General features: G+C 60.7%; 7 protein-coding genes, 3 tRNA genes and 3 rRNA genes. 4 read left to right on the top strand and 9 right to left on the bottom strand.

What is annotated here, in order from left to right; all coding sequences use genetic code 11:
- Positions 1 to 5: 5 nt before the first annotated feature.
- The 6 genes from ASS64_RS10540 to ASS64_RS10515 all read right to left on the bottom strand — a co-directional run bounded on the left by ASS64_RS10540 (position 6) and on the right by ASS64_RS10515 (position 5,319).
- Positions 6 to 82 (bottom strand) — tRNA-Met (locus ASS64_RS10540).
- Positions 83 to 198: 116 nt separating this feature from the next.
- Positions 199 to 313 (bottom strand): 5S ribosomal RNA (gene rrf / locus ASS64_RS10535).
- A gap of 116 nt (positions 314 to 429) precedes the next feature.
- Positions 430 to 3,223 (bottom strand): 23S ribosomal RNA (locus ASS64_RS10530).
- A gap of 260 nt (positions 3,224 to 3,483) precedes the next feature.
- Positions 3,484 to 3,559, bottom strand: a tRNA-Ala gene (locus ASS64_RS10525).
- 15 nt (positions 3,560 to 3,574) lie between these two features.
- Positions 3,575 to 3,651 (bottom strand) — tRNA-Ile (locus ASS64_RS10520).
- 182 nt (positions 3,652 to 3,833) lie between these two features.
- A 16S ribosomal RNA gene (locus ASS64_RS10515) occupies positions 3,834 to 5,319 on the bottom strand.
- Together the 16S, 23S and 5S rRNA genes with 3 tRNA genes alongside form the textbook arrangement of a ribosomal RNA operon.
- Positions 5,320 to 5,949: 630 nt before the next feature.
- Here ASS64_RS10515 and ASS64_RS10510 point away from each other — a divergent pair.
- Positions 5,950 to 7,491, top strand: coding sequence for a lipopolysaccharide biosynthesis protein (locus ASS64_RS10510; protein ID WP_083508309.1), 1,542 nt, complete (start codon positions 5,950 to 5,952; stop codon positions 7,489 to 7,491).
- Here ASS64_RS10510 and ASS64_RS10505 read toward each other — a convergent pair.
- Positions 7,409 to 8,281 carry a glycosyltransferase gene (locus tag ASS64_RS10505; protein WP_067693919.1) on the bottom strand — a complete coding sequence of 291 codons (873 nt, stop codon included), beginning with the start codon at positions 8,279 to 8,281 and terminating at the stop codon, positions 7,409 to 7,411. The genes ASS64_RS10510 and ASS64_RS10505 overlap by 83 nt on opposite strands.
- 117 nt (positions 8,282 to 8,398) lie before the next feature.
- Between ASS64_RS10505 and ASS64_RS10500 the strand changes: the two genes are divergently transcribed.
- From ASS64_RS10500 to ASS64_RS10490, 3 genes are all read left to right on the top strand, one after another.
- Positions 8,399 to 9,373, top strand: coding sequence for an aspartyl protease family protein (locus ASS64_RS10500; protein ID WP_067693916.1), 975 nt, complete (start codon positions 8,399 to 8,401; stop codon positions 9,371 to 9,373).
- Positions 9,374 to 9,420: 47 nt separating this feature from the next.
- The gene (locus tag ASS64_RS10495; RefSeq protein ID WP_067693913.1) at positions 9,421 to 11,229 is read left to right on the top strand and encodes an ABC transporter ATP-binding protein/permease; all 1,809 of its coding nucleotides are present in this window, start codon (positions 9,421 to 9,423) and stop codon (positions 11,227 to 11,229) included.
- Positions 11,230 to 11,335: 106 nt separating this feature from the next.
- Positions 11,336 to 12,841, top strand: a complete 1,506-nt coding sequence (locus tag ASS64_RS10490; protein ID WP_067693910.1) for a SulP family inorganic anion transporter — start codon at positions 11,336 to 11,338, stop codon at positions 12,839 to 12,841.
- Between the two features lie 81 nt (positions 12,842 to 12,922).
- On the opposite strand, the gene ASS64_RS10485 is transcribed toward ASS64_RS10490, so the two are convergent.
- Both ASS64_RS10485 and ASS64_RS10480 read right to left on the bottom strand, forming a co-directional pair.
- A complete protein-coding gene (locus ASS64_RS10485; RefSeq protein ID WP_067693906.1) occupies positions 12,923 to 13,327 on the bottom strand; it encodes an ACT domain-containing protein in 405 nt (134 codons plus the stop codon).
- A complete protein-coding gene (locus ASS64_RS10480) occupies positions 13,324 to 13,779 on the bottom strand; it encodes a GNAT family N-acetyltransferase (protein WP_304438369.1) in 456 nt (151 codons plus the stop codon). The genes ASS64_RS10485 and ASS64_RS10480 overlap by 4 nt, the downstream gene beginning before the upstream one ends.
- Between the last annotated feature and the right edge of the window lie 3 nt (positions 13,780 to 13,782).

The raw sequence follows: 13,782 nt of genomic DNA, 5'->3' as shown, positions 1-13,782 counted from the left end.
AATAGTGGTTGCGGGGGTTGGATTTGAACCAACGACCTTCAGGTTATGAGCCTGACGAGCTACCGGACTGCTCCACCCCGCGGCACCAGTTATGTTCGTCCTGGACCGTCGCCAGAGACGAAAAAGCCGCCGCGCGGGGATCCCGGCAGCGGCTTGTGAAATCGTGAATGGGTTTGTACCGCGCCCGCCTGCTGTAATGCCTGGCGACGACCTACTCTTCCAGTGCTTGAGCACTAGTACCATCGGCGCTGTCCGGTTTCACGGCCGAGTTCGAGATGGGATCGGGTGGGTCACAGACGCTATAGCCACCAAGCAATAGAGCAGGCGGACGGGTTTAAATCGATGCTGTTGAGCTTTCTGGGCTTATCCGGCTTGGGAGATTTCCTCCTCATCGCGGACAGCACAGGGCTGTCGTTGATGGCGGGATCCTACAAGCGCGAAAAGAACTATTAGGACCGGTTAGCTCCACGCATTACTGCGCTTCCACACCCGGCCTATCAACGTCATGGTCTATGACGGTTCGAAGATTGCTTATCTCAAGGGAGGCTTCCCGCTTAGATGCTTTCAGCGGTTATCCCGTCCGTGCATAGCTACCCTGCGGCACCCTTGGCAGGATGACAGGTACACCAGAGGCACGTTCACCCCGGTCCTCTCGTACTAGGGGCAACTCCTTTCAACAATCGACGCCCACGGCAGATAGGGACCAAACTGTCTCGCGACGTTCTGAACCCAGCTCACGTACCACTTTAATTGGCGAACAGCCAAACCCTTGGGACCTGCTCCAGCCCCAGGATGTGATGAGCCGACATCGAGGTGCCAAACGATTCCGTCGATATGAGCTCTTGGGAATCATCAGCCTGTTATCCCCGGCGTACCTTTTATCCGTTGAGCGATGGCCCTTCCACGAGGGACCACCGGATCACTATGACCGACTTTCGTCTCTGCTCGACTCGTCAGTCTCGCAGTCAGGCAGGCTTATGCCATTGCACTCTCGCAGACGGTTTCCAACCGTCCTGAGCCTACCATCGCGCGCCTCCGTTACTCTTTAGGAGGCGACCGCCCCAGTCAAACTACCCGCCACAGAGGGTCCCAACACCGGCTAACGGTGCGTGGTTAGACATCAGAAAATCACAGGGTGGTATTTCACAGGTTGGCTCCCCTCGGACTGGCGCCCGAGTTTCAAAGCCTCCCACCTATTCTACACAGTAATTTCCTAATGCCACTCTGAAGCTGCAGTAAAGGTGCACGGGGTCTTTCCGTCTAACCGCGGGTACTCCGCATCTTCACGGAGAATTCAATTTCGCTGAGCATATCCTGGAGACAGTGGGGAAGTCGTTACGCCATTCGTGCAGGTCGGAACTTACCCGACAAGGAATTTCGCTACCTTAGGACCGTTATAGTTACGGCCGCCGTTTACTCGGGCTTCAATTCGGAGCTTGCACTCCTCCTCTTAACCTTCGAGCACCGGGCAGGCGTCACACCCTATACGTCGTCTTGAAGCCGACTTAGCAGAGTGCTGTGTTTTTGCTAAACAGTCGCTACCCCCTGGCCTGTGCCCCCCACAAAGACTTGCGTCGATATGGGGCCTCCTTCTTCCGAAGGTACGGAGGCAATTTGCCGAGTTCCTTCAGGATACTTCTCTCAAGCGCCTTGGTATACTCTACCTGACCACCTGTGTCGGTTTCGGGTACGGTCTATAGTGAAGAGGCTATTTCCTGGAACCGCTTGGCTGCCCGACCAATCCAATAAGGTCGAACAACGTCCACGATCCGTCACACATCTTCAGGCCCACGAATATTTACGTGGTTCCCATCGACTACCCCCTTCGGGCTCGTCTTAGGGGCCGGCTAACCCTGCTCCGATTAGCGTTGAGCAGGAACCCTTGGTCTTTCGGCGACAGGGCATCTCACCCTGTTTGTCGCTACTCATGTCAGCATTCGCACTTCCGATACGTCCAGCGTCGGTTACCCTTCGCCTTCACTCGCTTACGGAACGCTCCGCTACCGCTCAGAATAAATTCTGAACCCTAAGCTTCGGTGCATATCTTTAGCCCCGTTACATCTTCGCCGCAGGAACCCTTATTTAGACCAGTGAGCTGTTACGCTTTCTTTAAAGGATGGCTGCTTCTAAGCCAACCTCCTGGTTGTTTTGGGATTCCCACATGCTTTCCCACTTAGATATGACTTGGGGACCTTAGCTGTAGGTTAGGGCTGTTTCCCTTTTGACGACGGACCTTAGCACCCGCCGTCTGTCTGCCGGATAAGACTCGATGGTATTCGGAGTTTGGTTAGGTTTGGTACCGCTCGCGCAGCCCTAGCCCATCCAGTGCTCTACCCCCATCGGCATACATCCGACGCTCTACCTCAATAGATTTCGCGGAGAACCAGCTATTTCCCGGCTTGATTGGCCTTTCACCCCTAAACACAGCTCATCCGAGAATTTTTCAACATTCACCGGTTCGGTCCTCCAGTGCGTGTTACCGCACCTTCAACCTGGCCATGCCTAGATCGCCGGGGTTCGGGTCTAATTCATCGAACTCAGTCGCCCTATTCAGACTCGCTTTCGCTGCGCCTACACCTAACGGCTTAAGCTTGCTCGATAAATTAAGTCACTGACCCATTATGCAAGAGGTACGCTGTCACCCCCTATGGGGCTCCAACTGCTTGTAAGCATCCGGTTTCAGGTACTGTTTCACTCCCCTAATCGGGGTGCTTTTCACCTTTCCCTCACGGTACTGTGTTCGCTATTGGTCATGTGCGAGTATTTAGGCTTGGAGGGTGGTCCCCCCATGTTCAGACAGGATTTCACGTGTCCCGCCCTACTCGAGTCCTTCATCATCACTTTCGCATACGGGGCTGTCACCCACTATGGCCACTCTTTCCAAAGTGTTTTGCTAGTTGAAATGAAGGCACTGGCCTGGTCCCGGTTCGCTCGCCACTACTACGGGAATCTCTGTTGATGTCTTTTCCTCCGGGTACTGAGATGTTTCAGTTCCCCGGGTTCGCTTCACCAAAGCTATATATTCACTTCGGTGATACCCTATCCACCTCTTTCCGAGCCAGCCGAAGCTAGATCGAAAGGAAATGGTGAGGGTGGGTTTCCCCATTCGGAAATCGCCGGATCAAAGTTTGCTCACAACTCCCCGACGCTTATCGCAGCGTGCCACGTCCTTCATCGCCTGCACATGCCAAGGCATCCACCAAATGCTCTTACCTCACGCTTGAGAATCCACACCATCAACGACAGACCTGCATAAAAGTCAGTCGCCACACGATAGTGCGGAGGAATATCTCAGCCAGATAATCAATTTGATTGATCTTGTGTGATGCATAGTCTGTACGATCCGCCCGAAGGCAAACCCTACAATCCATGCGCCACGGCATCGATTTAAAAACCCATTCACAATGTCAAAGACGGTGGTCGAAACCACCTACCCGCAAACACGCGGGATCCGCTTTCGTTTCATCTATCGGATTGGCTGCCTGGTGGAGCCTATCGGGATCGAACCGATGACCCCCTGCTTGCAAAGCAGGTGCTCTCCCAGCTGAGCTAAGGCCCCGTAAGACCAGGCAAATGGTAGGCCCGAGTGGATTTGAACCACCGACCTCACCCTTATCAGGGGTGCGCTCTAACCAACTGAGCTACGGGCCTATGCGCCAGGCGGGCCTTACGGCCGCGGGCGGCAAAAGCCAGCTCAGGCAAACAGCCTAAACGAGCAAGCCCGCTAGGCTGTATCCGATTGATGAAAGGACATGAGGACGACGGCATTGTTCTTTAGAAAGTCGCGAAGCTCTTCCGACGTCTGGCGTCGGCGCTTTCGTGACAATCCTTAGAAAGGAGGTGATCCAGCCGCAGGTTCCCCTACGGCTACCTTGTTACGACTTCACCCCAGTCGCTGAACCCACCGTGGTCGGCTGCCTCCTAAAAGGTTAGCGCACCGCCTTCGGGTGAATCCAACTCCCATGGTGTGACGGGCGGTGTGTACAAGGCCTGGGAACGTATTCACCGCGGCATGCTGATCCGCGATTACTAGCGATTCCGCCTTCATGCTCTCGAGTTGCAGAGAACAATCCGAACTGAGACATCTTTTGGAGATTAGCTAACCCTCGCGGGATCGCTGCTCACTGTAGATGCCATTGTAGCACGTGTGTAGCCCAGCCTGTAAGGGCCATGAGGACTTGACGTCATCCCCACCTTCCTCCGGCTTATCACCGGCAGTTTCCTTAAAGTGCCCAACTAAATGATGGCAACTAAGGACGAGGGTTGCGCTCGTTGCGGGACTTAACCCAACATCTCACGACACGAGCTGACGACAGCCATGCAGCACCTGTCACTAGGTCCCCGAAGGGAAGGAATCTGTCTCCAGAAACCGTCCTAGGATGTCAAAGGCTGGTAAGGTTCTGCGCGTTGCTTCGAATTAAACCACATGCTCCACCGCTTGTGCAGGCCCCCGTCAATTCCTTTGAGTTTTAATCTTGCGACCGTACTCCCCAGGCGGATAACTTAATGCGTTAGCTGCGCCACCCAAGCTCTATGAGCCCGGACAGCTAGTTATCATCGTTTACGGCGTGGACTACCAGGGTATCTAATCCTGTTTGCTCCCCACGCTTTCGCACCTCAGCGTCAATAACTGTCCAGTGAGTCGCCTTCGCCACTGGTGTTCTTCCGAATATCTACGAATTTCACCTCTACACTCGGAATTCCACTCACCTCTCCAGTATTCTAGCCATCCAGTTTCAAGGGCAGTTCCGGGGTTGAGCCCCGGGATTTCACCCCTGACTTGAAAAGCCGCCTACGTGCGCTTTACGCCCAGTAATTCCGAACAACGCTAGCTCCCTCCGTATTACCGCGGCTGCTGGCACGGAGTTAGCCGGAGCTTATTCTCCAGGTACTGTCATTATCATCCCTGGTAAAAGAGCTTTACAACCCTAAGGCCTTCATCACTCACGCGGCATTGCTGGATCAGGCTTTCGCCCATTGTCCAATATTCCCCACTGCTGCCTCCCGTAGGAGTCTGGGCCGTGTCTCAGTCCCAGTGTGGCTGATCATCCTCTCAGACCAGCTATGGATCGTCGACTTGGTAGGCCATTACCCCACCAACTATCTAATCCAACGCGGGCCCATCTAAAGGCGATAAATCTTTGGTCCGAAGACATTATCCGGTATTAGCAGTCATTTCTAACTGTTATTCCGAACCTAAAGGCAGGTTCCCACGCGTTACGCACCCGTGCGCCACTAAGCCCGAAGGCTTCGTTCGACTTGCATGTGTTAGGCATGCCGCCAGCGTTCGTTCTGAGCCAGGATCAAACTCTCAAGTTTGTGTCACACACCAATCAAGCACGGGGAAAACCCCGCCAGCCTGCTTGGCATGAGCTTCAAGGAGCCGATACCTGCACTGTCAAACGTAATGGATACGAATGGACATGCATCATCAAAACCGCCTGTGGAGGCGATCAGGATGTGGCAATCGGCTTAAGGTTAAACCGGTACTCGGAGCCTTGAGGTCCCCGGACCGGGCGCCGTCGCCCACATGTCCCTTCATCAAAAACCAACAATGTCAAAGAGCCGCCAGAGACAGTAGTAGCGGACAGCGATTGGTTCCCCCTTTCTTACCGGGGGAGCCGGCTGTCCGTATCTGTTGGCGACCGATGCGGTGGGCGGTGGAAGCCGCCAGCGCCGCGTCGGTGAGGGCCATCTAGGCGGAGGCCGGGATTCGGTCAACGCCTTTTTGCAAAATTATTGCGATTTTTTTGCAAACCCGCAGAAAAGCTGGGGTCCGGCCCCATCGCGTCATGCATCGATATAGGAAGCCTGCGGTAGCCTTCAACCGCACCCGGGGGCAAAGCCATGAAGGACCCCCGATTCACACCCGGAATCGGTGGCGATTCACGCCGGAAAGGCGAATCTCATCGCTCGCATTCGAGTCGAATCGCGCCTAGCAAACCTGTCATGAGGATCAGCGGGGTCAGCGAGCAGGAGCCACCAGAAGGATTTGGCGCGCGCGTACGCAGCGCGCTCGCGTGGAGGTGGGGCAGCCAGCTGGTCGCGCAGATCATCACGTGGGGCTCCACCATTCTGGTGGTTCGCCTGCTGGATCCGTCGGACTACGGTCTGTTCGCGATGAGCCAGGTGATCGTCACCGCTCTGCACTTCCTCAATGGCTGGAGTTTCGCGAGTTCGCTGATCCAGGCGGAAGAGGTGGGCGAACGCGAGATCGGCCAAGCCTTTGCCCTGCTTCTTATCACGAACGGATCGCTCGCCGCCATCCAGCTGCTGCTCGCCCCTTTCGTGGCCGATTACTACGGCCAGCCCGAAGTGGCCGAGCTGTTGCGGGTCCAGGCGCTGATCTTCATCGCCATCCCCTTCACAGCGTTGCCCACCGTCCTGCTTGCCCGCAGGCTCGAGTTCCGCAGCCAGGGCATCGCCAACCTGGTATCCGCAATCGCGGCGGCAGTCACCGCGCTGACGCTGGCCTGGTTCGGCTTCGGCGTCTGGGCGCTGATATATGCTCCGATCGCCGGCTATGCAGTACGCGCCGTGATCATGACCGTCGCAGCACGCCTATGGGTGCGCCCCGTCTTCAATCTGAAGGGCGCCCGCCGCATGATCGGCTTCGGGGGCGCGCTCACGCTGTGCCAGCTGTTCTGGATCATCCAGAGCCAGAGCGACATCTTCATCGCCGGTCGCACGTTTACCACCTACGAACTGGGCCTCTATTCGGAAGCGCTGTTCCTCACGCTGATCGTCACGGGTCGCTTTATCCCGCCGCTCAACGACGTGGCCTTTCCCGCCTATGCAGAACTGCACAAGTCCGGTCGCAGCCTCGGCCCCTATTTCGAACGCACGGTGCAAAGCGTCCTGCTGGTGGTCGCGCCTATCTATATAGGGCTGTCGCTGACCGCGCCCGAAGCGATCCTGATCGTCTTCGGGGAGAAATGGGTCGGCATGGCACCGATCGTTTCGGGCCTCGCGCTCGTGATGCCGCTGATGGCGGTGCAGATCATCTGCTCGCCAACCTGCACCGCCACGGGCAGGGAAGGCATCTACCTGGCCACCAGCATCGCCGGGGCGGCGATATTCGCCACATCCTTTCTGATCGGCGTGGAATATGGCGCGCAAGGGCTCGTGCGGGCCTGGTGGGTCGCGGCGCCGCTGCTGCTGATAGTCACGCTGGCGCTAACGCTCCCGCAGATCCACCTGTCCGTATGGCGGTTGCTGCTGGCAGCCGCGCCCCCCGCCCTTGCCTGTCTCGCGATGGCTGCGGTGGTCCTCGGCCTGCGCCAGGCCCTGCCGGACGACATCGGCCCGGTGGCGACACTGGGCGCCTTGGCGATCACCGGCGCGGCGACCTACTCCGGCATACTCTATCTCGTCTGGCCCGAAGTGGTCCGCCGCGGGATCGCCATGCTCAGGCGCTCGCCTGCCGATCCGCTACCGCCGAGCGCATCCGCGCCAGCGCCCGGCGATCGAACCAATACCATAGCGGATTGATCCGCGGCCTCAGCGTCCCGAGCCACTGCGGATAGACCTCCACCAGCTTGCGCGGCAGCCCCCTGGGTCCGCTTTCGCGCATGATCGCGGTGATGATCCGGTTCTGATACTCGCGCAGCGCATAATTGGTCATCCGGCTCGCCTGCTGGCGCAAGCCCTGCGAGGTGATCGGGTTCGGCGCGCAATAGAAGCCTGCCTCCAGACAGCCGACCACGCGCTCGTCGCGCCAGTCGGCATCGGGCCCGATATCGGTATGCGCGAGTGCCGCGATCAGCCCGTCGTCGCCGATCAAATCGTCGGGCAGACGGATACCGCTGGCGCGCAAGCGATCGACGAATTCGCCGCGCAGCGCGTAGCAATCGCCGAACAGACCGGCTTCCTCAGCCATCAGCCGGCGATAGTGAGCTGCATTGCGCCCGTTCATCGGCGGTGCGGCGGCGGCATTGGCCTGCGGGTTCTTTGAAAGGCACCGCTCCAGGGCGGCAACGGATTCGGGTTCGAGTTCGGCATCGCCATCGACGAACACATAAGTCTCGGCCTCGGGCGCTTCGTCGAGAATGAACCGGCTCCAGCTGCGCGCCTTGCCGCCTTGCGCATATTCGACCAGTTCGACGCCGCGCCCGGCATAGCCGCGCACGATGCCGGCCGTACCGTCGCGACTGCCGTTGACGACAACCACGACGCGTATTCCGGCATCGCCCAGCGGCAGGCTGTCGAGGCAGGCGGCGATACGCCGCTCTTCATTGTGCGCCATCACGGTCACGAGCACCCGGCAGCTGTCGTCGGTCATACTTCGCCCATTTCGTCGCGCCTGGATTGCGCTATAGCACCGCGCGCGGTGGCGGCAATCGGGCGGGCGGTTTTGCCGGATCGCGTCGACGTGGTACCGTGCGACACCCCGTAGCGGATGAACACGATGGTTCGACATGCGCTTTTGCGAACGGCTCGGATAGCCGCCCTCTTCGCCCTTGCGGTACCTGCCGCGGCGCAGGTCTCAGGCGATGGCGACCAGACTACGCAAAAGCTTCCGGCGGACCATATCCTCGATCGCGATCGCTACGAACGGCTCACGGTGCCCGTGACCATCGGCGGGGTGGGCCCTTACCGCTTCCTGATCGATACCGGTGCCCAGGCAACCGCGATCACGCATGCCGTTGCCGACGATCTCGCATTGCCGCGCCGCGGCCAGGCCACGCTCGTCGCGCTGGGCAGTGCCCGTGCCGTCGACCTGGTCGAAGTGGACGAGCTCAGCTTCGCCGACCGCTCGATCACCGGCCTGCTATCGCCGCTCCTGTATGAACGCCATATCGGTGCCGACGGCATTCTCGGCCTCGACAGCCTCCAGGACCTGCGCGTGCTGATCGATTTTCGCGAGGATCGCATGCTGGTCGACGATGCCAGGGCTCTGGGCGGCAATGCAGGGTTCGAAATCATCGTCCGCGCCCGCCGCAAGCTCGGGCAGATGGTGATCACCGATGCGCGCATGGACAATACGCGCGTCGCGGTGGTGATCGATACCGGGGCGCAGGCGAGCGTGGGCAACCGCGCCCTGATGCGGCGACTGCGCGCGGCGGAGGGCGGCAAGACCGGCACGATCGATGCGCACGGCACTTTTGTCGTCAGCGACCTCGCTTACATACGGAAACTCGAGATCGGCGGGATGACCATGGGCGATGTCCCGATCGGCTTCAACGAAAGCCCGATTTTCGCTGCCCTTGGCTTGAGCAAGCGTCCCGCCTTGATCCTGGGCATCCGCAACATGCGCGTGTTCGACAGGGTCGCGATCGATTTCGCCAAGCGCCGGGTGCTCTTCGACGTGCCCGCCGAATATGATCGCGCGCGCGTGCGAAACGGAATCCGCTGGCCCGCCAACTGGCCCTAGCGCTTAAACCTTGTCCCGCCGCACGCGCTTCCCCAAGTAACCGGCCGATGCCGCCCGACACCGCCAGTACCGCCCAGCACGACGATCCCGAAGGCTGGGCCACCGTCCGGCGCTTCCTCCCCTATCTCTGGCCCGCCGACAATCCGAACCTGCGGCGGCGGATCGTGGGCGCGATGCTGTTCGTGCTGCTGGCCAAGGGCACGATGCTGGCACTGCCCTTCGCCTACAAGGGCGCGGTCGATGCGATGACCACGCCGAGCAACGAGGCGGCAATGGTCGCGCTGGCCTTCGTGATCGCCTATGCGGCGGGACGCCTGGCCGCGGTCGTGTTCGACAATCTGCGCAACATGACCTTCGAGCGGGTCGGGCAGGATGCCACCCGCCAGCTGGCCGAAGACACCTTCACCCGGTTGCACCAGCTATCGCTGCGCTTCCACCTGTCGCGGCGCACGGGCGAGGTCACCAAGACGATCGACCGCGGGACCAAGAGCATCGACATCATGCTCTATTTCCTGCTGTTCAATATCGCCCCGACCGCGATCGAACTGATAGCCGTGGGGATCATCTTCTATATCAATTTCGGCTGGGAGCTGGTCGCGGCCACGGCGCTGACAGTTGCGGCTTACATCACGGTGACCCGCAAGATCACCGAATGGCGCAACGAGCTGCGCCGGCAGATGAACGAGCTCGACGGGACCGCCCTCGCCCGTTCGGTCGACAGCCTGCTCAATTACGAAACGGTCAAGTATTTCGGCGCCGAAGCGCGCGAGCGGGCGCGCTATGCCGAATCGGCCAGTGCCTTCGCCGATGCCGCGACCAAGAGCGAGAACTCGCTCGGCCTGCTCAATATCAGCCAGGCGGTCATCACCAATCTGCTGATGGGCGGCGCCATGGCCTTTACCGTCTGGCAATGGAGCAAGGGCGTGCTGACGACCGGCGACCTCGTGTTGGTCAACACCTACTTGATGCAACTCTTCCGCCCGCTCGACATGCTCGGCATGGTCTATCGGACGGTGCGGCAAGGCCTGATCGACATGGCCGAGATGTTCCGCCTGATCGATACCGAAGCAGAGGTGAAGGACGCACCGGGGGCGCCCGCATTGGTCGTGAAGCGGCCGACCGTCGTCTTCGAGGATGTCGTCTTCGGCTACGAGGACGATCGCACCATCCTCCACGGGCTCAGCTTCGAAGTGCCCGCGGGAAGCCATGTCGCGATCGTCGGCCCCTCGGGCGCGGGCAAGAGCACGATCGGGCGGCTACTGTTTCGCTTCTACGATCCGCAGGCAGGGCGCATATCGATCGACGGGCAGGACATCGCCCAGGTCACGCAGGCAAGCCTGCGCGAGATGATCGGCATCGTCCCGCAGGACAGCGTGCTGTTCAACGACACGATCGGTTACAACATCGCCTATGGGCGCGGCGGGGCGAACCGTGAGCAGGTGGTCGAGGCGGCGCGTGCCGCGGCCATCCTCCCCTTCATCGAGCGCCTTCCGGACGGCTTCGATACCGAAGTGGGCGAGCGCGGCCTGAAACTATCGGGAGGCGAGAAGCAGCGCGTGGCCATTGCCCGCACGCTGGTGAAGGATCCGCCGATCTTGCTGCTGGACGAGGCCACCAGCGCGCTCGACAGCCGTACCGAACAGGAAATCCTCGCCACCCTGCGCCGCGTTTCGGAACACCGCACCACCCTCGCCATCGCGCACCGGTTGTCGACCATCGCCGATGCCGACCGGATCCTCGTGCTCGAACAGGGTCGGCTGGCGGAGAGCGGCACGCATGACGAATTGCTGTCGGCGCGCGGTCTCTATGCGGAAATGTGGGCACGCCAGCAGGCCGAGCGCTCGCACGCCGAATAGGAATTCGCAGCCCCAAGGGTTGTGTTGCAGTGCAACATTGTCCATGTAGCGCGCGATTTGCCGCGCCCGCGGCACCCTTCCCAAGTTTGACGAACGGAATTTCCGCATGTTCGACCGTGACGCGATTCGCCGCGACTGGTTCTCCAATATCCGTGCCGACCTGCTCGCCGGGCTGGTCGTCGCGCTCGCGCTGATCCCCGAAGCGATCGGATTTTCGATCATCGCGGGCGTCGATCCGCGCGTCGGCCTCTACGCCTCGGTCGCCATCGCCATGGTTATCGCCTTTACCGGCGGTCGACCCGGCATGATTTCGGCCGCCACCGCCGCGGTCGCGGTCGTCGTGATCCCGCTGGTGCGCGACCACGGGGTCGAATACCTCTTTGCCGCGACAATTCTGATGGGTGTCTTCCAGGGCATCGCTGCGCTGTTGCGGCTCGACCTGCTGATGCAGTTCGTCAGCCGCTCGGTCATCACTGGCTTCGTCAACGCGCTCGCCATCCTGATCTTCATGGCGCAGCTTCCGCAGCTCGACCCGACCGCGGAAGGGATCGGCTGGATGACCTATGCCATGGTCGCCGCCGCGCTGGCGATGATTTACCTGATCCCCAAGCTGACCACCGCCGTGCCCAGCCCGCTGGTCGCGATCGTGGTGCTGACCGCGCTCACCATCTGGATCGATGCACCGGTAAATACCGTGTCCGACATGGGCGAGCTGCCCGAGGGCCTGCCCTATTTCGCGCTGCCCGACGTGCCGCTTAACTGGGAAACGCTCGCCATCATCGCCCCCTATTCGGCGACCATGGCTGCGGTCGGCCTGCTCGAATCGCTGCTGACCGCGCAGATCGTCGACGACATGACCCACACCGGTTCGAACAAGCGCCGCGAAAGCGGTGGCCAGGGCGTGGCCAACATCGTCGCGGCCATGTTCGGCGGCATGGGCGGCTGCGCAATGATCGGTCAGTCGGTCATCAACGTCACCAGCGGCGGGCGCGGGCGCCTGTCGACCTTCACCGCGGGCCTTTCGCTGCTGATCTTGCTGGCAGTGCTCGGCGATCTGGTCGGCCAGGTACCGATGCCCGCGCTGGTAGCGATCATGATCATGGTTTCGATCGGGACCTTCTCGTGGAACTCTATCCCCAATCTCTCGAAGCACCCCTGGCAAAGCTCGGTGGTGATGCTGACCACGGTGGCGGTCGTCGTCGCCACGCACAACCTCGCGCTCGGCGTGCTTGCCGGCGTGGTTCTGTCGGGCGTGTTCTTCACTCATAAGGTGATGACCATGTTCGAAGTCGTTCGCGAGCGCGAGGGCGATACCGCCACCTATCGCGCCGAGGGCCAGATATTCTACGCCAGCGTCGAGCGCTTCGAAGCAGCGCTCGGCCCCGAAAGCACCCAGCCCGACCCGGCCGATCACGTCATCATCGACGTCAGCAAGGCGCATTTCTGGGACATCAGCGCAGTGGGCGCGCTCGACAAGGTGGTCGAGCGCATGCGCCGCAACGGGCGCAGCGTGCAGGTCATCGGGCTCAACCGGGCGAGCAGCGACCTCGTCGACAAATTCGCGCTGACCGACAAGACCGGCGTGGAAATCGGGCTGGCGCCGCATCCGTGAGGATCGTGGAGAGTCCCCGCGCAGGCGGGGGCCCCGCCGGCCATGGCACCTGACAGCCTGTGACCCCGGCCTGCGCCCGGATCAGTTATGCCCGGCCTGGAGCGCCGATAGAATCTCCAGCGCCTCTTCCCCACGGTCGGCGGGCACGAAGGCATGATCGTGGTGAAAGGCTGCGATCATGTTGCAGGCAATGCCAGCCTCGGCGAGCGCGCTGGCGACGACCGCGGTGAGGCCGATGCCTTCGAGATCGGAATGGACGGTCAAGGTGATACGCGCAAAGTCCGGTCCCTCCATGCCCAGCTCCTCTGCAAGCCTTGCCGGAACGATCGCCGTCACGCCCTCATCCTCGCGAATGGTGGCGATCGCGGCGCCCAGCAATTGCGGGGCATTGCCGGGTTCGACGAGGACGAAGCGCCAGCGACGCGGATCGAGTCGCGGGGCCATGCCGGCAAGCATGGCCCGAAGCTCGCCGACTGCGTCACTCACGGCTTCATGACTTTCGGATCGATATCGAAATGGAGGACATCCTCCCGCGCGCCGAGCTTGGTGTAGAGCGCAACGGCAGGGGCATCCGCCTGGTCGGCCTGTACATATACCACCCACGCCCCGGCATCCCGCGCGATCCGGCAGAGTGTCTCGATGAGCCGGGTCGCGATACTGCGCCTGCGATACACTTCCGCGACGGCGAGATCGTAGATGTAGAACTCGCGCCGACCTTCGATCTTGTCGAACCGGTAGGCGACAAGCCCGCCGACGATTTCCGAACTCTCCAGCGCGACCAGCGCGACATTGCCATTATCGGCAAGCCATGCGGCGCGCTGCTGCGCCGAGGCACCCTCGCAATCGAGAACCTCCGGATCGGGAAATACGCGCGCGAAGAACAGGTTGAGCTCTTCCAGCCTGTCGGCGTCGCCAGGGACCAGGCGCGCGTATTCCACCAC

Origin of the sequence: Erythrobacter sp. AP23 (assembly GCF_001542855.1) — a bacterium.
Classification (GTDB): domain Bacteria; phylum Pseudomonadota; class Alphaproteobacteria; order Sphingomonadales; family Sphingomonadaceae; genus Qipengyuania.
The sequence above is the reverse complement of the archived record's forward strand: the minus strand, read 5'-3'. Positions and strand labels throughout refer to the sequence as shown.

Bases quoted from the DNA above. Each gene is read 5' to 3' on its own strand.
- ASS64_RS10510 (WP_083508309.1), top strand. From the start codon at position 5,950: ATGAGGATCAGCGGGGTCAGCGAGCAGGAGCCACCAGAAGGATTTGGC.
- ASS64_RS10490 (WP_067693910.1), top strand. From the start codon at position 11,336: ATGTTCGACCGTGACGCGATTCGCCGCGACTGGTTCTCCAATATCCGT.
- ASS64_RS10495 (WP_067693913.1), top strand. From the start codon at position 9,421: ATGCCGCCCGACACCGCCAGTACCGCCCAGCACGACGATCCCGAAGGC.
- ASS64_RS10505 (WP_067693919.1), bottom strand. From the start codon at position 8,281: ATGACCGACGACAGCTGCCGGGTGCTCGTGACCGTGATGGCGCACAAT.
- ASS64_RS10500 (WP_067693916.1), top strand. From the start codon at position 8,399: ATGAACACGATGGTTCGACATGCGCTTTTGCGAACGGCTCGGATAGCC.